Here is a 21,363-nt window from a genome sequence, read left to right on the forward strand (position 1 = left end):
GTCACCCTCTATCGGCAGGTTTTTCCATAGTATACCCCCATTTATAAACTTTGTAAACGAAAAAGTTTAAAAACAAGATTCCAACCAAATAAAGGCTGCCCGGCTTCGACCAGATTCGAGTATACTAGTCAAAGTGGGGAGTATATCATCATCTCAGAAAGAGATAAAGGTGGCGTTTTCCAAATGCGCTTTTTGAAACGATTGCTGCTCTTCCTGATCGTGGCAGTCGCCGCGGCAGGGGGGTACTACGGATATTCGCTGTATCAGTTTGCCGAGGACATTCAGCAGCCCAACGTGATTAACCATCCTTCTGCCGGTTCGACGAAGGCGGCGGAGATTCCCGCGTGGGACGGCAAGGAACGCGTCAACATCCTGCTGATGGGCGTCGACCGGCGCGGCATGCACAGCAGCACGCTGCCCCGCTCCGATTCGATGATGCTGCTCAGCATTGATCCGGTTGCGAAACGATACGATCTGTTTTCGATCTTGCGCGACACCTATGTGGAGATTCCCGGCCACGGCCATGCCCGGATCAATTCGGCGATCGTCGAAGGAGGGCCGGAATTGGCGATGGAGACGGTGAGCCAGTTTACCGGACTGCCGGTGAACCGGTATGTGATCACCGACTTCGAGGGCTTCAAGCATCTGATTGACGCTGTCGGCGGCGTGGAGCTGTACGTGGAGAAAAACATGCGGTACCGCGACCCCACCGACAAAGGCGTGTACGATATCGATCTGAAAAAAGGGCTGCAGCGGCTGGACGGCTCCAAGGCGCTGCAATACGTCCGCTTCCGTCACGACGCGACGTCCGACTACACGCGGACGGAGCGGCAGCGCAAGCTGATGGCCGCGCTGGCCGACCAGATGAAGAGCGGCACCACGCTGATCCAGCTCCCGTCCATTTTGAAGGAGATCACCCCGTACGTGCAGACCAACATCAGCTCTTTGGACATGCTGAAGCTGGCGTCGCTCGGGTTGACGCTGAATACCCAACAGCCCGGCCAGTATCAGCTCCCGCCGATGGGGATGTTCCGCGAATCCAATCGCGCCGGTGCCGTCCTCATCCCCGATGTGGAGCAGGTTCAGGCCTTTATCCAGGAAAAACTGCAGCACTCTCAACCGGAGGCGGAGTCTGGTCGCGAACCGAGCGGCACGCAGAACTGATGCGTGCCGCAGCATGCGCGTGGGCCAACATCTTTTTCCTTTGTTTGCTATTGACAGAGTTTTTTTAAATGGAATATAATCCGATTTGTATCAACGTGAATACAAACAAACAGCATATACGGAGAAATTCTTCTTATCAAGAGAGGCGGAGGGACAGGCCCTATGAAGCCCGGCAACCGGCTCATCGCACAGATGGGTGTCGCGGTGCCAATTCCTACAAGATCGGCTGAATCTTGAGAGATGAGAAGGGTGGATGTGATCGGATAACGATGCAAACCCCTTTTTCATGTTGAAAAAGGGGTTTGTTCCGTATCAGGGAGGTGAACCGGATGATTCGCTTGCAAAACTTGCGCAAGAACTACACGGTACAAGGTAAGACGGTCCCCGCGCTGCTCGGGATTGACCTGACCATAGAAAAGGGAGAAATCTTCGGCATCATCGGACATTCCGGTGCCGGGAAAAGTACGCTGATTCGCTGCATCAACATGCTGGAGCGTCCGACATCCGGTCACGTAATCGTAGACGGCGTCGACCTGACCACGCTGGATGACCGCAAGCTGCAGGAGCAGCGGCGCCAAATCGGGATGATCTTTCAGCACTTCAATCTGCTCTCTTCGGCCACGGTGGCGGAGAACGTGGCCTTTCCCCTGAAGCTGGCGAAGCGGCCCAAGGCGGAGATTGACAAAAAGGTAAGCGAACTGCTCGCGCTGGTCGGCCTGGAAGCGCACCGCGACAAGTATCCGAGCCAGCTCTCCGGCGGGCAGAAGCAGCGCGTCGGCATCGCCCGCGCGCTGGCCAGCGATCCGAAAGTGCTGCTGTGCGACGAGGCGACATCCGCGCTCGACCCGCAGACGACCAATTCGATTCTCGCCCTGCTGCTGGACATCAACCGCAAGCTGGGACTGACCATCGTGCTGATCACGCACGAGATGCACGTCATCCGCTCCATCTGCGACCGCGTCGGCGTCATCGACGGGGGCGTCATCGTCGAGGAAGGCAGGGTTCTGGACGTGTTTCTCAAGCCGCAGCATCCGACCACGCGGGAGTTCGTGGAGCAGGTGGCTGATTCCGCCGAGCTGCGGGAAGCGGTGGCCCACGAAAAGGCGGCCGGCGACCGGACGATTGTCCGCGTCACGTTCCTGGGCGAAAAGACGTACCAGCCGATCCTGTTCCAGACCATGCAGGAGACCGGCACGATGTTCAGCATCCTGCAGGGCACCATTTCGCGGATGAAAGAGACGCCGTACGGACAGTTGGTCGTCGAATTGAACGGCGACCCGGAGCAGAGCAGCCGCGCCATCGAAACCTTGCGCCAGCGCGGCCTGGAAGTGGAGGTGATGTAAATGGGACTGACGTTTGAAAACGTCGATCTGACGGAAATCGGCCAAGCCACCCTGGATACACTGACGATGCTGGGCTTCTCGACGCTGTTTACCGTCCTGATCGGACTGCCGCTGGGCGTCCTGCTGTTTCTCACTTCCAAGGGACAGCTTCTGGAAAACCGCGCCTTTTACGCGATTGCGTCCTTTGTCGTGAACGTGCTGCGCTCGGTGCCGTTTATCATCCTGATGATCATGCTGATTCCGCTGACGAAGGTTCTGGTCGGCACGTCGCTGGGCGTCAAGGGAGCGATCCCGCCGCTGGTGATCGGGGCGGCTCCGTTTTTCGCCAGACTGGTGGAGACGTCGCTCAGGGAAGTGGACCGCGGCGTAATCGAAGCGGCCCAGTCGATGGGGGCGTCCAACTGGCAGATCATTTGGAACGTACTGCTGCCTGAATCCCGGCCGGGGCTGATTGCCGGCATTACGATTACCACCGTGGCGCTCGTCTCCTACACGGCGATGTCCGGCGTCATCGGCGGCGGCGGTCTGGGCGACCTGGCCATCCGCTACGGGTACCAGCGGTTCCAGACCGATGTGATGATCGTTACTGTCGTGATTTTGCTGGTGTTGGTTCAGATCTTGCAAACGCTGGGAGACAGACTGGTGATCCGCTTCAGCCGCAAGTAAGATCTTCACCATAAATTATGAGGAAAGAGAAAGGGGAAATCATCCGTGAAAAAATGGGCTGTTTCCATTCTGTCCACTGTACTGGCATTGTCCTTGGCCGCATGCGGCAGTAAAACCGAAACCGCTCCGAATCCGGCCAACAGCGGTTCGGACGGGGGCGAAAAAAAAGAAATCACCCTGAAAGTGGGCGCTTCGCCTGTACCGCATGCTGAAATCCTGAAATTCATCCAGCCGAAACTGAAAGAACAGGGCATCAACCTGGAAATCAAGGAATTTACCGACTACGTGCAGCCGAACGTACAGTTGAACGAACAGCAGTTGGACGCCAACTTCTTCCAGCACATCCCGTACCTGGAGCAGTTCAACAAAGACCAGAACATGAACCTGGTGCCGGTCGTGCCGGTACACATCGAGCCGTTCGGCGCCTACTCCAAGAAAATCAAGAAGATTGACGAACTGGCGAACGGCGCAACCATCGCCCTGCCGAACGACCCGACCAACAACGGCCGCGCGCTGGCCCTGCTGGAGAAAAACGGCCTGATCAAGCTGAAAGACGGCGTCGGCATCAAAGGCACCGTAAAAGATATCGTCGAGAACAAGAAAAACCTGCAGTTCAAAGAAGTGGAAGCAGCCATGCTGCCGCGCGTTCTGGAAGAAGTGGATCTGGCGATGATCAACACCAACTACGCGCTGGAAGCCAAACTGGTGCCGACCAAAGACGCACTGATCATCGAAGACAAGGAGTCTCCGTACGCCAACTATCTGGTAGCACGTCCGGACAACAAGGACTCCGAGGCCATCCAAAAGCTGGCGAAAGAGCTGAACTCGCCGGATGTGAAGAAGTTCATCGAGGATACGTATAAAGGAGCGGTTGTGCCGGCGTTCTAAGGCCATCCCTCCCGTGACGCCCGAATCGGTTGATTCGGGCGTTTTCATTTTCATTTACAATTGGAAGCGTTTTCATAAAACAAAATTAAACTTACTTAAAATCGCTTTAATATTACTAAAAGTACAGTATATTGATAGTGGATCTTTTTGGAGGATAAGGGGGAATGTTTCATGAAAAAGACAGTGTTTGCCGCGATGAGCTCCATCCTCGTACTGGGTGCGGCTTTGGCCGGCTGCGGCGGGGAAAAGGCGGCTGACCAGGCACAAGACAAGACGGAGCAGCAGGAAAAGACCGGACCGAAAGTGCTGCGCCTGAATCTGCCCAGCGAACCGCCGTCCGCCGACCCCGGACTGATCGAAGAAAACATCGGGGGTGCGATCGCCCGCGCCACCTTTGACGGACTGACCCGCATCGGGGAGGACGGCAAACCGCACGAATCCGTGGCGGAAAAGATCGACATTTCTGAAGACGGCCTCACCTACACGTTCCATCTCCGCGATTCGAAATGGAGCAACGGCGATCCGGTGACCGCCCACGACTTCGAATACGCCTGGAAGCGCGTGCTCGATCCGAAGCTGGGCTCCACCTACGCCTACCAGCTCTACTGCATCAAAGGCGCCGAGGAATACAACAACGGCAAGGGCAGCGTGGAAAACGTCGGCGTCAAGGCGCTGGACGACAAAACGCTGCAGGTGCAGTTGAAGAACCCGACGCCGTACTTCCTGGAGCTGACCGCCTTCTACACCTACTATCCGGTGAACAAAAAAGTGGCGGAAGCCAACCCGAACTGGGCGATGGAAGCCCAAACCCACGTGGGCAACGGCCCGTTCAAGATCGAACAGTGGGAGCACAAGAGCAAGCTGATTCTCGTGAAAAACGAGAATTACTGGGACAAGGACGCCGTGAAGCTGGACAAGATCGACTTCTCCATGGTAGACGACGCGAACACCGAGCTGTCCATGTTTGACCACGGCGACCTCGACTGGGCCGGCGGACCGCTGAGCGCGCTGCCGATCGACGCGATTCCGGCGTTGAAGGAATCCGGCAAGATGCAGACCCGCGCGATTGCCGGTACCTACATGTACAAGTTCAACACGGAGCAGCCGCCGTTTACCAACGCCAAAATCCGCAAGGCGTTTGCCTACGCGATTGACCGCAAGTCCATCATCGAAAACGTGACGCAGGCCAATCAGGAGCCGGCGATGAGCCTGGTGCCGCCGACCATGGCCGTCTCGTCCCAACCGTACTTCAAGGACAACGATGTGGAAACCGCGAAAAAGCTGCTGGCAGAGGGCATGAAGGAGCTGGGCATCACCAAGCTGCCGCCGATCACGCTCTCCTACAACACGTCGGAAGGGCATCAAAAAATCGCTCAAGCGATCCAGGACCAATGGAAAAAGGCGTTCGGGGTCGAGGTGAAGCTGGAAAACAAGGAGTGGAAGGTGTTCCTGGAAGACATGCACCAAGGCAAGTTCCAGATCGGACGCTCCAGTTGGACCGGCGACTTCAACGACGCGATCAACTTCCTGGATCTGTTCAAGTACAAAAAAGGCAGCAACAACGACACCAACTGGGAACATCCGAAGTATCAGGAACTCCTGAACAAATCGGCGGCGGAGAAGGACCCGGAGAAGCGCAGGCAAATCCTAGCCGAGGCGGAAGCGCTGTTCATGGACGAAATGCCGGCGGCGCCGATTTACTTCTACACCCAATCCTACGTGAAGAACGACAACGTGAAGGGCGTGGTGCTGGACGGTCTGGGCTTTGTCGACTGGAAGTGGGCAACCATCGAATAAGCAGGCACGGCGCACGCCATAGAGAAGGGCCGAACGGCTCTTCTTTTTTTTGACGTCCATTTGAAAATATTTGGAACAATACGTATAATAGAAAAGATTGGAAAAAGGAGGTAAGTAGATATGCGCAAAACCATGAGCATCTCACTTGGCACGCTGTTGGCCGTGAGTGCCGTGCTGGCATCCGTGGGCAGCGCCGCGGCAAGCGGAGCCGCCCAGCCGGCAGCCGAAGCGAAAAAAAGCGGCAAGGTGCTGCAGGTCAACCTGGGCTATGGATTCCTCTCCGCCGACCCGGTGCTGTCCGAGGACCCGGTGTCTGCTGCGATCGTCCGGGCCACGTTTGACGGGCTGACCCGGACCGGCCCGGACGGCAAGCCGCAGCCGTCCATCGCGGAGAAAATCGACGTCTCCGCTGATCTGCTGACCTACACGTTTCACCTGCGGGACGCCAAGTGGAGCAACGGCGATCCGGTAACCGCCCACGACTTCGAATACGCGTGGAAGCGGGCGCTCGATCCGAAAACGGGTGCCGCTTACGCCTTTCAGTTTTACTACATCAAAAACGGCAAGCAGGCCAACAGGGGAGAGGTGAAGCTGGACGAGGTGGGGGTCAAAGCGCTGGACGCCAAGACGCTGCAGGTCACGCTGGAGCAGCCGACCCCGTTTTTCCTGGAGCTGACGTCATTTCCCACCTACTATCCGGTGAACAAAAAAGTGGCGGAAGCCAACCCCAAGTGGGCCAATGAAGCGGGCACCCACGTCGGCAACGGACCGTTCAAGCTGGCGGCTTGGGAGCACAAACAGAAGCTGACGCTCGTGAAAAACGACAAGTACTGGGACAAGGATGCCGTCAAGCTGGACAGGATCGAAGGAACGATGGTCGAGGACGAAAACACGGAGCTGGCCATGTTTGACAACGGCGAGCTCGACTGGGCCGGCCAACCGCTGGGGCAGCTCCCGCCGGACGCCCTCCCCTACCTGAAGGAGGAGGGCTTGCTGCAAACACAGCCGATCGCCGGTGTCTACTACTACAAATTCAACACGGAGCAGCCCCCGTTTACCAACGCCAAAATCCGCAAGGCGTTCGCCTACGCCCTCAACCGGAAGGCGCTGAGCGACGAAGGCGTGATCGGCACTCATCTGCCGGCTCTCGGGTTCGTCCCGCCGACCATGACCGTTTCGTCCCACCCGTACTTCAAGGACAACGATGCGGAAACCGCGAAAAAGCTGCTGGCAGAGGGCATGAAAGAGCTGGGCATCTCCAAGCTGCCGCCGATCACGCTCTCCTACAACACGTCGGAAGCCCACAAAAAGATAGCCGAAGCGATTCAAAAGCAGTGGCGGCAGACGCTCGGGGCGGAGGTGAAGCTGGAGAACAAGGAGTGGAAGGTGTTTCTCGAGGACCTGCACAACGGCAGCTATCAAATTGCCCGCTATGGCTGGCTGGGCGATTTCAACGACCCGATCAACTACCTGGAGCTGTTCATGGAGAAAGACGGGGGCAACAACGACACCCATTGGGAAAACGCCGAGTACCGGAAGCTGTTGACCCAGTCCGCCACGCAAACCGATCCCGAGAAGCGCAGGGAACTGCTGGCGCAGGCGGAAGCCATCCTGATGGACGAAATGCCGGTCTTGCCGATCTATTACTACACGCAAAGCTACGTGAAAAGAGACCACGTGCAGGGCGTCCTTATCGACGGACTGGGCTTTATCGACTGGAAGTGGGCGAGCATCAAATAACGTGTCGCAAAGAAAGGGAGAAGAGCCATCGTGCTCTTCTTTTTTTTGCTCATCCATATACGAATGTTTATTATTACGATAAAAACTTTTATAAATAAATAAAATTTTATTAAATCAACGTAAAACTTGTTTAAAAAGAATATATATGGATGTATATTGAGAAAAGATTTAGACAAGGGGGATAAGTGGCATGAAAAAGAATATTTTTGTAGCGATGAGTTCCATCCTCGTGCTCGGCGCCGCCCTCGCAGGGTGCGGAGGCAATCAGGCCCAATCCGACAATCCAAACCAGGGTGGCTCCCAGGCGGCGGAATCCGCGGCGAAAACCGGCCCGCAGGTGCTGAAGTGGAACCTGCACTCCGAACCGCCTACGGCTGACCCGGGCCTCTCCGAAGATACAACCTCTGCGGCCATCATTCGTGCGACGTTCGACGGGCTTACCCGGATCGGAGCGGACGGTCAGCCGCATGAGTCCGTTGCGGAAAAAATCGACGTTTCCGAAGACGGCCTCACGTACACCTTCCATCTGCGCGACTCCAAGTGGAGCAACGGCGATCCGGTGACCGCGCACGACTTCGAGTTCGCCTGGAAGCGCGCGCTCGACCCGAAAACCGGAGCGGCCTACGCGTACCAACTGTACTACATCAAGAACGGGGAAGCGTACAACAAGAACAAGGCCAAAGCGGAAGACGTCGGCGTCAAGGCGCTGGACGACAAGACGCTGGAAGTGAAGCTGGAAAACCCGACGCCTTTCTTCAAGGAACTGACGGCGTTCCCGACCTATTACCCGGTCAACAGGAAACTGGTTGAATCCAACCCGAACTGGGCCATGGAAGCGAGCACCCACGTGGGGAACGGTCCGTTCAAGATGGCAGAATGGGAGCACAAGAACAAGCTGGTGCTCGTGAAAAATGAAAACTACTGGGACAAAGACGTGGTAAAAGTGGACAGAATCGAGTTCTCCATGGTGGAAGACGAGAACACCGAGTTGTCCATGTTTGACAACGGCGAGCTCGACTGGGCCGGCGCGCCGATGAGCGCACTGCCGACGGACGCCATTCCGGCTCTGAAAGAATCCGGCAAGATGCACACCCAGCCGATCGCAGGTGTCTACTGGTATAAGTTCAACACGGAAAAACCTCCGTTTAACAATGTGAAAATTCGTAAAGCGTTTGCGTACGCGATCGACCGTCAATCCCTGATCGACAACGTGCTGCAGGCGGGCCAACTTCCGGCTATGGGCGCGGTTCCGCCGTCGATGGCGCTGAACAAGGACGGCTACTTCAAGGACAACGACGTGGAGACCGCGAAGAAGCTGCTGGCAGAAGGCATGAAGGAGCTGGGCATCACCAAGCTGCCGCCGATCACCCTCTCCTACAACACGTCCGAAGGGCACCAAAAAATCGCCCAAGCGATCCAGGACCAATGGAAGAAAAACCTGGGCGTCGATGTGAAGCTGGAAAACAAGGAGTGGAAGGTGTACATCGAAGACCTGCACCAAGGCAAGTTCCAAATCGGACGCCAGGGCTGGCTGGGCGATTTCAACGACCCGATCAACTTCCTGGAGCTGTTTAAGGAAAAGATGGGCGGCAACAACGACACCCGTTGGGAACATCCGAAGTTCAAGGAGCTGCTGAACCAGTCCGCACTGGAAAAGGATCCGGAGAAGCGCAAGCAGATCCTGGCCGATGCCGAGCAAATCTTCATGGACGAAATGCCGGTCATCCCGATCTACTTCTACACCAACTCCTGGGTGCAAAAGGAGAACCTCAAAGGCATCGTCATCGGTGGGCTCGGCGACATCGACTGGAAATGGGCTTCCATTGAATAATGCGCGGAACAGAGAGGCACATTCGTGTGCTTCTCTTCTTTTTTTCGCCCGCCATGGACATTCGACCAAACCCCCGAGCTTCTTTGGTCATAGAGTAACAAGGAATAAACCGTACCAAGGGGGAGAAGCCGTGGATCTTGGAAAGCTGCTGAACCTGGTCAAGTCGATTCCGAAAGAAAAGCTGAAGACAGACGAAGGGCTGAAGGAAGTGATCCGCGATCTGGGCAGAAAGACCGGGAAGTCGTTTACCGATCAGGAGCTGAATCAGTACGTGGCGCAGTTTCGGCGGTTGGCCCGGACGGAGAACGTCAACAGCCTGTTGAACAAGCTGGGCCAAAAGGGGATTAAGGAAAGCGACCTGAACAACATCAAGAAACGACTGAGATAGCGGGGAGGTGGAACTATCGCTCAGAAGACGAAAGGCAAGCAAAAAAACACCGTCTCCCATGCGCAGCTGCTGGAGACGATAAACCAGTTGGCCGAAGCCCACAACTCCAGCAACGAACAGATCATTCGCGAAATGGACCAGGTGCGGGTGGAACTGCAGGAGATGAAGGAGACGCTCAACCGCTTGAAGGTACAGCCGCCGGCCCAGCGGCGGGGGCCGCTCTTTCGCCGCCGTCGGAGGGTGCCGGTCCAGGTGGAGCCGGAAAAGCCCAAGCTCTCCTTGTCTCTGGAAGATCTGCTGCCTTTGCTGCCCCATTTGAGCGGGACGTTTCCTCAATTGAAAAATCCGAAGGTGGCGGAGTCGATCAAGGTGCTTGCCAATCCGGCCGTGATGGCCATGATTCAGCAATTCCTGGCAAACAGCGGTCTGACAGGCAAATCCGTCACCCAGGTCAGCCGGAGGGAAAGACGCCTTCCGGGCTGGGGCAGACGTTGAGGCGTTCTCTACAAGGAAGCGCCTCTTTTTTTGTCCGCAGAAAAATATTGGAAAAAATGTGCCGTAATTCGACACATTTTTTCTTTTTTCGACTGAATTTGGTCCAAAACTCCTACAAACTTTGTCGCCTTTGCTGCGTCTAATACTATGGCGCATCCCGCTCGGTAGTTTATGCCAAATCGAGAAAACCAACGGAGGAGGTCAGGATGAAGAGACGATTGTTACTGTTTTTTGTACTGCTGGTCCTGCTGCTCATCCCCGGGTGGGCTGCGGCGGCCGGCAGCGCCAAGGAAGAACCGGTGAACCTGATGATCAATGGACAAGCCGTCCAGCCTGATGTGCCGCCGCTTATCCAAAACGGCCGCACGCTGGTTCCGATCCGGGTGATCGCCGAAGGGTTGGGCGCCGATGTGAAGTGGGATGAGGCCGCGCGGACGGCGACCATCAAGCGCGGCGGACAAAAGCTGGTGCTCACGCTTGATTCCACGGCGGCCCTGGTCAACGGGAAACAGGTGAAGCTGGACACCCCGCCGGTCGTGCGCCAGCAGCGGATGCTTCTGCCGCTGCGGTTCGTCGCCGAATCGCTCGGCGTCACGGTGGGATGGAACGAGTCCTCTCGCACGGTAATCGCCAACGAGACGCCATCCGTTCTGATCAACGGCAAAAGTCCGTCCAAGCCGCTGGAGTTCTACCGGATGGGCAACTCGCTGTACGTCTCCGCACAGGCGGTGGCCGAACAGGTGGGATGGAAGGATTTCGCCTGGAAGCACCCGGACGAGACCGTCACCATCGACGGTCAGCAGGTGGTGCCCCTGGATCGGCTGGAAAAAGAACTGGGCGGCAGCATGACGTGGGACAAGCGGGACAACCGCGTCGAGATCGAACGGCTCAGCCGCTTTACCGGTGCTGCCGCGGAAGGGAACAGCGTCCGGATCGACACCACGCTGCCCGTGACCCCTGCTGCGTTCGTCCTGGAGGGACCGCACCGCATTGTGCTGGATCTGCCGCAGACCGAGCTGGATGACGACCTGTTGGCCGCACTGGGCAGCCAGAAGGTCGACGAGGTTGGAGGGACGGATGGGCAGAATCAGCCGGATCAAGCAGGGGACGCGAATCAGATGTCGCCGTCGGACAAGCCTGCCGCCGGCACGCTGATCGCCAATATCCGCTACAGCCAGTACAGTTCTTCGCCGAAGACGGTTCGGGTCGTCATTGAGTTGAACCAGAAGAGCCAGTATAATCTGGAGTATACCAACGACGGGATTACCGTCAAACTGACGCCTGCTGCGACTGCTCCCGGCAAGACGGGCTTCCTGATTGTCGTCGACGCGGGACACGGGGGCCACGACAATGGGGCCGGCGGCGCAGCCGGCAATGTGGAAAAGGACTTTACCCTGGCCGTTGCCAAAAAGCTGGCGGCAGAGTTGAAGAAGTACCCCGAGTTTCAGGTGGAGATGACGCGCACCACGGACGTCTATCTGACCCTGGCACAGCGGGTGGCGTTCGCCAACGATCGGAAGGCGGATCTGTTCATTTCGATTCACGCCAACTCGTTCACGAAGCCGACCGCGGGGGGTACCGAGACGTTCTACTACAACGCCAACAGCGAAGCCCTGGCCCGGATCGTACACCGTCACCTGCAGGGGGCGACGAAATTTCCTGACCGGGGCGTGAAGCAAACCGCGTTTTACGTGATCAAAAACACGAAAATGCCGGCCGTGCTGACGGAGACGGGCTTCCTCTCCAATCCGACGGAAAACGCCCAGCTCACGTCGCCGGCGTTTCAGGACAAAGTAGCCAAAGCGCTTGCCGCCGCCATTCGCGAGTACTATCTCACGTACCGGTAAGCGGCGGGACAAGCCAGGCGACATGACCAGAAGGGGGGTTCCCGATGAAACGACGCAGTTTGATCGGACTCGCTGCAGCTCTCGTGCTGCTTGTGGCAGGATGCGGACAGGGGGCGAAGCCCGCACCGCAGCCATCCGGCCAGCAGACAGGCGCGACCGCGCCGCAGCCGCAGGCGGAACAGCCGACGACACCACAGGCTGAACAGCCGGCGCAGCCGCAGCTCACCAAGAAGACGATCGCCGTGTACTACACGGACGACAACTTGACGGCCCTGCAAAAGGAAGAGCAGGAGATCGCGTATGCCGACGACCTCGACAAGTACAAAAAAGCGATCGCCCTGCTGGAAAAACCGAAGCAGGCGGGACACAGCCCGCTGTGGAAGGATTTCCACTATCACTCCGTCACGTTTGACAAAGGCACGCTGACCATTGACGCCGACAGCAAGAATGTGTACAACCTCGGTTCCAGCGGCGAAGCCATGGCCATCGATGCGTTGAAGCAGACGCTGTTCCAGTTCGACGAAGTGAAGCGCATCGTGATTCTGGAAGACGGCAAGCCGGCCGAGTCCCTGATGGGTCACGTTGACATCACGGAACCGTTGACAAGAGACAGCCAATGATGAAAAACGACATGTCCAGTACCGGACATGTCGTTTTTTTTTTGTAACGGAAAAGGGGCGCCGCCGAATCGGCCAAACTTTAAGAAAGCTTTACAATGGCACCACAATTCAACAACATTCGAGCGGTATAGTTTGTTCATGGAAAGAGAAACAATCCAAACCGATGTTTAAGGAGGATTTTCATCAGATGAAAAAGCTCGGCAAAATGCTTATGGTGCTGACCTTCGCAGGTGCGCTTCTGGCGGGATGCGGAAGCAACAACGCAGCTCCGGCACAACCGGAACAACAAGGCAATGCGCAAAACACCGGTTCTTCCGTATCCGGCGAGCCAGTAACCGCAGTAGGTTCCACCGCACTGCAGCCGCTCGTCGAACAAGCGGCAAAAGACTTCATGGCCAAGAACCAGGGCGCGCAAATCCAGGTGCAGGGCGGCGGCAGCGGCACCGGTTTGAGCCAGGTTGCCAGCGGGGCAGCCACCATCGGCAACTCCGACATCTTCGCCGAAGAGAAACAAGGCATTCCGGCCAACGAGCTGGTCGACCATAAAGTGGCGGTAGTCGGGATGGCAGCAGTCGTCAGCCCGAAAGTCACGGTTGACAATCTGACCAAGCAGCAGTTGATCGACATCTTCACCGGCAAAATCACCAACTGGAAAGAAGTGGGCGGTCCTGACCTGAAAGTTACGCTGGTAAACCGTCCGAAGAGCTCCGGCACTCGCGCCACCTTCCACAAGTTCGCGCTGGACGGCCATGACGAAGCGGAAGGCATCACCGAAGATTCCTCCGGCACCGTTCGCAAAATCGTAGCGGAAACCCCGGGTGCCATCGGCTATTTGGCTCTTTCCTACATCGACAATTCGGTAAAAGCGCTGAAACTGGACGGCGTGGAAGCCACTGCGGAAAACATCACCACGAACAAGTATCCGGTATGGGCGTATGAACACATGTACACCAAGGGGGAACCGACCGGCACGGCAAAAGCGTTCCTCGACTTCATCCTGAGCGATGAGGTGCAGAAGAAAACCGTCAAGGACCTGGGCTTCCTGCCCATCACCGACATGAAGGTGGAGCGCGACGCCCAAGGCAATGTAACCCAAAAATAATGGACAGACAATCGGCAGCAGAATGAGGGGTGGGGGGGCACTTGCCCCTCATTTTGCGTATTTCTCTGATTCATATGGAGGGAGATTATGAGTCGTCGTTCGGAAGGGTCAACCATCGCAAGCAACCGCATCATCGCAGACCGCACGCCGGAAGTCGGGGAGCGGACATCCGCGATCGACCGCAAGCTGCTGATGTACAACAAGCGTCAGTTTACAGAGAACGTGACAGGCCGATTCATCGCCATGGCGTGCGCCGGCCTGCTGGTGGTTGTCGTGCTGTCAATCACGTATTTTATCGCCTCCAAGGGGCTGTCGACGTTCCTGGTCAACGGGGTCAGCCTTGGCGAGTTTTTGACCGGGGTAAAATGGGACCCCGAAGGCGAGCCGGCTGTTTACGGCGTGCTGCCGTTTATTCTCGGCTCGTTTCTCGTCACCCTGCTGGCCGCGCTCATTGCGGCCCCGCTGGGCATTGGCGCAGCCATTTTCATGACGGAAATCTTCCCGGGTTTCGGGAAAAAAGTACTCAAGCCGGTCATTGAACTGCTGGTGGGCATTCCATCGGTCGTGTACGGCTATGTTGGTCTTACCTTGCTGGTACCGTTTATCCGCGAGCAGTTTGACGTTCTCGGTTTCAGCCTGCTGGCGGGGGGGCTCGTTCTGGCTCTGATGATTCTGCCGACCATTACCAGCGTGGCGACGGACGCCATTGAGGCTGTGCCGCAGGATTTGCGCAACGCCTCGCTCGCCTTGGGAGCGACCCGTTGGCAGACGATTTGGAATGTGGTGCTGCATTCCGCGCTGCCGGGGTGCCTGACCGCTGTCGTGTTGGGGATGGCCCGCGCGTTCGGGGAAGCGCTGGCCGTGCAGATGGTGATTGGCAACACCACCAAGCTGCCGGGCGGCCTGCTCGACCCGATCAGCACGTTGACCAGCGGCATTACGCTGAACATGGGGAACACGATCCAGGGGACGCCCTACAACAACGCCCTGTGGTCCATGGCGCTCCTGCTCCTGCTGATGTCGTTTGTCTTCATCATGATCTTGCGCATTCTCGGCAGAAAGAAGTTGGTTAACAAATGAGAGCAAAAGTTCTGGATCGCACGGCCACTGTTGTGCTTACGCTGATTGCGCTCTTGATCGTCGGCACGCTGGTGGGACTGCTTGGCTTCATCCTTTCGCAGGGATGGCACAAGCTCACTCTCGACTTTCTCACCTCCGCGCCCGACATTGTCAATGCCGGCGGGGGTGTGGGGCCGCAGTTGTTCAACTCCATCTACCTGCTGGTGCTGACCATGCTGATCGCACTGCCGCTGGGAATCGGGGCCGGCATTTACATGGCTGAATACGCTCCGGATAACAGGTTTACGCAGTTTATCCGGTTGAGTATAGAAGTGCTGTCTTCCCTTCCGTCCATCGTCGTCGGTCTGTTTGGGCTGCTGGTGTTCGTCAACATGACCGGGTGGGGGTATTCCCTGCTGTCCGGCGCCTTGGCCCTGACCGTGTTCAATCTCCCCCTGCTGGTGCGGATTACCGAGGATGCCCTGCGAAACGTCCCCCGCAGCCAAAAGGAGGCCAGTCTGGCGCTGGGGATTACCAAGTGGCGGACGATTGTCTCGGTGATCCTGCCGGCGGCGCTGCCGGGCATTATCACCGGCGCGATTCTGGCTTCCGGCCGGGTCTTCGGGGAAGCGGCGGCGCTGCTGTTTACCGCAGGGATGTCGTCTCCCAATCTGAACTTCACCGATTTTTCCCTGAACAGCCCGACGTCTCCGCTCAATCCGTTCCGCCCGGCTGAAACGCTTGCCGTGCACATCTGGAAAGTGAACAGCGAAGGGCTGACGCCGGATGCCCGGGACGTCGCCGACGGGGCGGCGGCCATCCTCGTCCTGGCCGTGCTGCTGTTTAATCTCGGCGCCCGTTGGTTTGGCAACTGGCTCTACAAGAAAATGACTTCGGGAACGAACTAGGGAAGGGGTGGACGTCATGCAAGCAGGCACAACGGTTGACACGATCATTCAGACGCGCAACGTCTCCGTGTACTACGGCGAAAAGCGCGCCGTTTCCAATATCAACATGGACATTGAACGCAATTCCGTCACAGCGTTTATCGGCCCGTCCGGCTGCGGGAAATCGACGCTCCTGCGAAGCCTGAACCGGATGAACGACCTCGTTCCCAACTGCCGCGTCACCGGTTCGATCGTGGTGGACGGCATCGAGGTAAACAGCGACAAGATCAACATCGAAGGGCTGCGCCAGGTGGTCGGCATGGTGTTTCAGCGGGCCAATCCGTTTTTCAAATCGATTTACGAAAACATCGCGTTCGCTCCCCGTTTCCACGGCATGCGGGACAAACGGGAGCTGGACGAGGTGGTGGAGCGGAGCCTGCGCAAGGCAGCCCTGTGGGATGAGGTGAAAGACCGGCTGCACGAGTCCGCGCTCTCCCTGTCCGGAGGCCAGCAGCAGCGGCTGTGCATCGCCCGGGCGATCGCCATGCAGCCGACGATTCTGCTGCTGGACGAACCGGCTTCCGCCCTGGACCCGATTTCCACCATGAAAATTGAAGAACTGGTGCTGGAGCTGAAGGAAGAGTACACGATTGTGATCGTGACGCACAATTTGCACCAGGCTGCCCGCATTTCCGACAAGACCGCCTTTTTCCTGATGGGGGAACTGGTGGAAATGAACGACACGTCGAAGCTCTTCACCGCGCCGGAAAACAAGAAAACGGAAGATTACATCAGCGGCCGTTTCGGCTGAATCTCCCTCTGTCGAATGGCCCGCATGTTGAATGCGACAAGCCCTCCACCATGCAGACAACCTGCGCGGTGGAGGGCTTTGTTTTGGCTTCTGCCGCTATCGGACGCCGGTCACGAGGAGGCGGGAAGCGGCCGGACGATGGACCCGTCGGCGGCATCCGGCACGTGTGCGGCAGCCGTGCGGAAGAATCGGATCTCCTTCTCCAGATCGTCCACGATGGCGGCGAGGCGTTCCGAGTTGTGCAGGAATTGTTCGGAGAGCGAGACGCTTTCCTGGGTGGCGGCGACGGCCTGCTGTGCGCCGGCAGTGACCGCCTGAGCGGAATGGGACAGCGTATCCACTCCCTCTTTGATGTCCTGGCTCTGCCTGCTAATGGAGCGGGACAGACGGCCGATGACGGCAAACTGTTCGGTAAGGATTTCGCTGACCGCGACGATCCGGGAGAACACGTCCGCCGCCTCGTGCAGCGTCTGCAGCCCGTCAACGGTGGCGTGGTCGGTTACCGTCATCCGCTCGGTGACGAGGTCCATGCGCGCCTGACCGGACGCGATCACCTGCTGAATCCGCTCGGTCGCGTCTTCCGTCTGCTCCGACAGGAGGCGGATCTCTTCGGCCACGACGCCAAAGCCCAATCCGGCCTGGCCGGCCCGCGACGCTTCGATCCGCGCGTTGAGCGACAGCAGCTTGGTCCGCTTGGAGATGCCCGCGATCAGGTTCAGGATCTCGTTGACGTCGTCCATGTTTTGCCGCAGGGAGGACATGGCTTCCAGGGAAGCTCTCATGTCGTCCGAGATTTTCTGCATGTTCGCCTTCAGGTGGCCGATCGAATCGGCGGCCCGCGCCGTCTGCGCCCGCGCCTCTCCATTGTGTTCGATCGCCGTCTGAATGGAGCCGGTAATCCGGGAGATTTCATCGGTGATGCGGTCCACAATGGCGCGGATGTTTTCGATCTGCGCCTGCTGCCTGTCCATCTCGGCGGAAAGGCGCTCGGTGACGCCGACCACTGCCGTCTGCATGGCGTGGGAATGGCGGGAGCCCTTCCCGACGTGCTCGGCGACATGCTTCACATCGGCGATCACGCGCTGGATTTTTCCGATAATGGTGCGGATCTGGCCGCTCATGCGGTTGAAGCTGTCGGCCAACTGGCGGATTTCGTCGCGGGTGTTCACCTGCATCGTCTGGAACAGGTCCCCTTCGCTGAAGGCGGCCAGTTTCGTCTGCACTTCCTTGATCGGCGTAATGATCCGGCGGACGTACAGGAAGAGCAGGGCCGCCAGCGCCGCCAGTCCGATCAGCGAGACGGCGAAAATGGTCAGCCGCATCGCCCGCACGTCCTGTTCCACTTCGGCCACCGCCTGCAGGACGACGATCCCCCATTTGAGCTTTTCGTCGTAGCGGTAGGCGACCAGGTAATCGGCGCCGTTTTGGTTCAGGATGGCGGTGCCCGATTGTCCGGCGGCGACGCTGCGGACGACCGGCATGTGGTCGAGGGCAGGCCGCTGCAGCGCGTATGTCTGGTCGGGGTGGGCGACCAGTTTTCCCAGGCGGTCGACGATCATCGCATAACCGGTTTCCCCCAGTTTGACCTGCTGGACAAACGCGCTCAGCTTGGGGACGGAGACAAACGCGACGACCGCACCGACGACCTCGTCGTCAGGGCTGCGCAGGGCGAGGGAGACGGCGATTTTGGGAAACTCCGTGTCGGAAAACCGGAACACGTCGGAGATGTAGGCAGCCTGCGCCGAAACGGCTCCCTGGTACCAGTCCGTTTTGCGGGGATCGTATCCGGCGTCAAGGGGTGAACCGGGAAAAGTGAGGTAGCGGCCGTCCCGGGTAGCCAACTGCAGTTCGGAAATGTTGGCGTTGTGGGCCGCCATGTCGGAAAAGATGTCGAAGACCTGGCTGTTGGACAGCGGGCTGTGCTTGTACACGGTGGCAAAGGACTGCAGGGCGTTTTCGATCGAATGAACGCGGTCGTTTACTTCCTGCAGGGCCGAGCGGGACGCTTCCCGAAGCTGTGTCTCCGTCTTTTCGTTCAGCATCGCCTTGGCCTGATACCCGATAAACAAGGCGGTCAGGGCCATCATGCAGATTACCATCGTCATGCTTCCGACGAACAGCCGGGTGAAGATGGTCCTGGACGGAAAAGGCGCGAGGCGCGGCTTGCTCGTTTGGTTTGTTGGCATCGATGATTCTCCCCTTGTTCGACAATGCGTACAGCCTTATTGTAGGGGGCGCCGGGAGAGACGTCGATTGCATCAGGGAAAGATTTACCATAACTTTACCTTTGCTCCAAATCTTTATCAAAACTTTATACATTTCATACAAAAACGCAACATTCGGCCGATATAGTTGGAAAGGATGAGCGTGGTCCACCGCGACGCGATCGAGAAGACGAGAAACGAAGGAGCGAATACCGCATGAGCGTCATTTCGGTTCGTGAGTTGAATCTCTACTACGGCAAACAGCAAGCTCTTCATCATATACATCTCGATGTGGAACCCCACTCGATCACGGCCCTGATCGGACCGTCGGGATGCGGAAAATCCACGTTTTTGCGGACGCTGAACCGCATGAACGACTACGTTCCGCACACGCGCATCACGGGAACGGTCAAGGTGTTCGGCGAAGACATCTACGGCCCCAACGTGGACGTGGAGCGTCTGCGCAAAAACATCGGGATGGTGTTTCAGCAGCCCAACCCGTTTCCGAAAAGCATTTACGACAACATCGCCTACGGCCCGCGTCTGCACGGCATAACCGACCGCAGCACGCTGGACGAGATCGTGGAAAACAGCCTGAAGGCAGCCGCGCTCTGGGACGAGGTAAAAGACGTGCTGAAAAAACCGGCGTACGGCCTCTCCGGCGGCCAGCAGCAGCGTCTCTGCATCGCCCGCGCGCTGGCGGTCCAACCGCAGATTCTGCTGATGGACGAACCGACGTCGGCGCTCGACCCGATCTCCACGGCGAAGATCGAGGAGCTGCTGATCAAGCTGAAGGAGACCTACACGATCGTCATCGTCACCCACAACATGCAGCAGGCGGCCCGCATCTCCGACAAGACGGCGTTTTTCCTCAACGGAGAGATGGTGGAATACGACGCCACTCCGGTCATTTTCCAAAATCCGAGCGACAAGCGGACGGAAGATTACATCACCGGGCGTTTCGGATAACCCGACAGTATCGTAAGATAAAAAGAGCGGCCTTTTTGAGGTTCGCTCTTTTTCATGTACCTTGTCCCGCTGCGCGGAACAACAGACGCGGGGGTGGGATGATCGAGAGGAGAAACAGCAGTGGTCTGGCTTTCATTCATCATTTTTGCGGTCACCTTGACTCTGGTCATCTGGCAGCCGCGCGGACTGTCCATCGGGTATCCGGCCGTCGGCGGCGCGCTTCTGGCGCTGGCTAGCGGGGTCGTCACGTTGGCTGACGTCGGGGAAGTGACGGGCATCGTGTGGAACGCCACCATCACCCTGGTCGGCATCATCGTCATTTCGTTGATTCTGGATGAAATCGGCTTTTTTGAGTGGGCGGCGCTGCACATGGTCCGGTTGGCCAAAGGCAGCGGCCGGATGATGTTTGTCTACGTCATTCTGTTGGGCACGGTGGTTTCCGCCTTGTTTACCAACGACGGGACGGCCCTGATCCTGACGCCGATCGTTCTCGCGCAGGTGCGCGCCCTGCGGTTGGACGGGCAGATGGTGCTTGCCTTCGTGATGGCCAGCGGTTTTATCGCCGACACCAGTTCGCTGCCGTTTGTGGTCAGCAACTTGGTCAACATCGTATCGGCCGACTATTTCGGCATCGGCTTCGCCGAATACGCGGGCAGGATGCTGCTGCCCACGCTGTTTTCCGTGGGGGCCAGCCTGCTGGTGCTGTTGTGGTATTTTCGCCGCAGCATCCCCCGCCGCTACGACCTGACCCACCTGAAAGAGCCGCGCGAGGTTATTCGCGATCAGGCGCTGTTTCGTCTGTCATGGCCGATTCTGGTCGTTCTGCTGGCCGGTTTTTTCGCCAGTGAATGGCTGCACCTTCCCGTGTCGCTGATGATTGCCGGGGCGGCCGCGGTGTTTTACCTGGCGGCGAGGAAGAGCGCGGCGATTCAACTGCGCCGGATTGTGAAAGAGGCGCCGTGGGTGGTCGTGATATTCTCCATCGGGATGTACGTGGTCGTCTGGGGGCTGCACAACGCCCGCTTGACCGACTGGGTGAGAGACTGGCTGGATGTGCTGGCCGCGCACGGTCTGTTTGCCGCGTCACTCGGGACGGGCTTTACCGCGGCGGTGCTTTCATCGGTGATGAACAATTTGCCGACGGTGATGTTTGACGCGTTGGCGATCCAGGGCACGGCGACCGCGGGGGTGGTTCGCGAAGCGCTCGTCTACGCCAACGTCATCGGATGTGACTTGGGGCCCAAGATCACGCCAATCGGTTCGCTGGCGACACTGCTCTGGCTGCACGTACTGGGGCGCAAGGGTGTGACGATTACCTGGGCCCAGTATTTCCGCACAGGGATCGTCCTTACCGTGCCCACGTTGTTTCTCACGTTGACAGGTCTTTATCTCGCGCTGCGTTTTTTTGGATAAACGGGTCGCCCATGGTCAGCCTGTGGACAGGCTGGCTTTTTTTTCGTTTTGCCGGCGCGGCCTCGGGGGAATGAATCCGAAGAAAGAAGAATAGCAGCCGGAAGATGCGGAAAAAATAGGCACAGCACTGGTGAAGAAA

Annotated in this window: 18 protein-coding genes and 1 riboswitch; of the genes, 17 read left to right on the top strand and 1 reads right to left on the bottom strand. The window is 57.9% G+C overall.

The window, feature by feature from the left end; translation table 11 throughout:
• Positions 1–183 precede the first annotated feature (183 nt).
• The 15 genes from FOI68_RS19300 to pstB (FOI68_RS19370) all read left to right on the top strand — a co-directional run bounded on the left by FOI68_RS19300 (position 184) and on the right by pstB (FOI68_RS19370) (position 16,638).
• Complete coding sequence (locus tag FOI68_RS19300) at positions 184–1,164, top strand: LCP family protein (protein ID WP_143864053.1); 981 nt, start codon at positions 184–186, stop codon at positions 1,162–1,164.
• Positions 1,165–1,294: 130 nt separating this feature from the next.
• Positions 1,295–1,411: riboswitch (SAM riboswitch) on the top strand.
• Positions 1,412–1,493: 82 nt separating this feature from the next.
• Positions 1,494–2,507 (top strand): methionine ABC transporter ATP-binding protein, encoded by a 1,014-nt coding sequence (locus FOI68_RS19305; RefSeq protein WP_029100977.1) that lies wholly within the window; start codon positions 1,494–1,496, stop codon positions 2,505–2,507.
• Positions 2,508–3,173 carry a methionine ABC transporter permease gene (locus tag FOI68_RS19310; RefSeq protein ID WP_029100978.1) on the top strand — a complete coding sequence of 222 codons (666 nt, stop codon included), beginning with the start codon at positions 2,508–2,510 and terminating at the stop codon, positions 3,171–3,173.
• A 45-nt stretch (positions 3,174–3,218) separates the two neighbouring features.
• A complete protein-coding gene (locus tag FOI68_RS19315) occupies positions 3,219–4,061 on the top strand; it encodes a MetQ/NlpA family ABC transporter substrate-binding protein (protein WP_143864054.1) in 843 nt (280 codons plus the stop codon).
• A 171-nt stretch (positions 4,062–4,232) separates the two neighbouring features.
• Positions 4,233–5,858 carry a peptide ABC transporter substrate-binding protein gene (locus FOI68_RS19320; RefSeq protein WP_143864055.1) on the top strand — a complete coding sequence of 542 codons (1,626 nt, stop codon included), beginning with the start codon at positions 4,233–4,235 and terminating at the stop codon, positions 5,856–5,858.
• Between the two features lie 120 nt (positions 5,859–5,978).
• Positions 5,979–7,598, top strand: coding sequence for a peptide ABC transporter substrate-binding protein (locus FOI68_RS19325; protein ID WP_143864056.1), 1,620 nt, complete (start codon positions 5,979–5,981; stop codon positions 7,596–7,598).
• A 190-nt stretch (positions 7,599–7,788) separates the two neighbouring features.
• The gene (locus FOI68_RS19330) at positions 7,789–9,429 is read left to right on the top strand and encodes a peptide ABC transporter substrate-binding protein (RefSeq protein WP_143864057.1); all 1,641 of its coding nucleotides are present in this window, start codon (positions 7,789–7,791) and stop codon (positions 9,427–9,429) included.
• A gap of 130 nt (positions 9,430–9,559) precedes the next feature.
• On the top strand, positions 9,560–9,817 hold the full coding sequence (locus FOI68_RS19335) for a hypothetical protein (RefSeq protein WP_143864058.1): 258 nt from the start codon (positions 9,560–9,562) through the stop codon (positions 9,815–9,817).
• Between the two features lie 87 nt (positions 9,818–9,904).
• Positions 9,905–10,312, top strand: a complete 408-nt coding sequence (locus FOI68_RS19340; protein ID WP_255433696.1) for a hypothetical protein — start codon at positions 9,905–9,907, stop codon at positions 10,310–10,312.
• Between the two features lie 206 nt (positions 10,313–10,518).
• Positions 10,519–12,159, top strand: a complete 1,641-nt coding sequence (locus tag FOI68_RS19345; protein ID WP_143864060.1) for an N-acetylmuramoyl-L-alanine amidase family protein — start codon at positions 10,519–10,521, stop codon at positions 12,157–12,159.
• A gap of 44 nt (positions 12,160–12,203) precedes the next feature.
• Positions 12,204–12,779 carry a GerMN domain-containing protein gene (locus tag FOI68_RS19350; RefSeq protein WP_035299222.1) on the top strand — a complete coding sequence of 192 codons (576 nt, stop codon included), beginning with the start codon at positions 12,204–12,206 and terminating at the stop codon, positions 12,777–12,779.
• A 187-nt stretch (positions 12,780–12,966) separates the two neighbouring features.
• On the top strand, positions 12,967–13,881 hold the full coding sequence (locus tag FOI68_RS19355; protein ID WP_035299223.1) for a phosphate ABC transporter substrate-binding protein: 915 nt from the start codon (positions 12,967–12,969) through the stop codon (positions 13,879–13,881).
• A 192-nt stretch (positions 13,882–14,073) separates the two neighbouring features.
• The gene (pstC, locus tag FOI68_RS19360) at positions 14,074–14,961 is read left to right on the top strand and encodes a phosphate ABC transporter permease subunit PstC (RefSeq protein ID WP_370512153.1); all 888 of its coding nucleotides are present in this window, start codon (positions 14,074–14,076) and stop codon (positions 14,959–14,961) included.
• Positions 14,958–15,848 (top strand): phosphate ABC transporter permease PstA, encoded by an 891-nt coding sequence (gene pstA, locus FOI68_RS19365; RefSeq protein ID WP_143864061.1) that lies wholly within the window; start codon positions 14,958–14,960, stop codon positions 15,846–15,848. The genes pstC and pstA overlap by 4 nt, the downstream gene beginning before the upstream one ends.
• 16 nt (positions 15,849–15,864) lie before the next feature.
• Complete coding sequence (gene pstB / locus FOI68_RS19370; protein ID WP_143864062.1) at positions 15,865–16,638, top strand: phosphate ABC transporter ATP-binding protein PstB; 774 nt, start codon at positions 15,865–15,867, stop codon at positions 16,636–16,638.
• A 110-nt stretch (positions 16,639–16,748) separates the two neighbouring features.
• Here the strand turns inward: pstB (FOI68_RS19370) and FOI68_RS19375 are convergent, their stop codons facing one another.
• The gene (locus FOI68_RS19375; RefSeq protein ID WP_143864063.1) at positions 16,749–18,824 is read right to left on the bottom strand and encodes a methyl-accepting chemotaxis protein; all 2,076 of its coding nucleotides are present in this window, start codon (positions 18,822–18,824) and stop codon (positions 16,749–16,751) included.
• A 234-nt stretch (positions 18,825–19,058) separates the two neighbouring features.
• On the opposite strand from FOI68_RS19375, the gene pstB (FOI68_RS19380) reads away from it, so the two are divergent.
• The gene (pstB, locus tag FOI68_RS19380) at positions 19,059–19,811 is read left to right on the top strand and encodes a phosphate ABC transporter ATP-binding protein PstB (protein WP_143864064.1); all 753 of its coding nucleotides are present in this window, start codon (positions 19,059–19,061) and stop codon (positions 19,809–19,811) included.
• A 120-nt stretch (positions 19,812–19,931) separates the two neighbouring features.
• A complete protein-coding gene (locus FOI68_RS19385) occupies positions 19,932–21,224 on the top strand; it encodes an arsenic transporter (RefSeq protein ID WP_143864065.1) in 1,293 nt (430 codons plus the stop codon).
• The last annotated feature ends 139 nt before the right edge of the window (positions 21,225–21,363 follow it).

Source organism: Brevibacillus sp. LEMMJ03, from assembly GCF_007197875.1.
In the GTDB taxonomy this organism is placed as follows: domain Bacteria; phylum Bacillota; class Bacilli; order Brevibacillales; family Brevibacillaceae; genus Brevibacillus; species Brevibacillus thermoruber.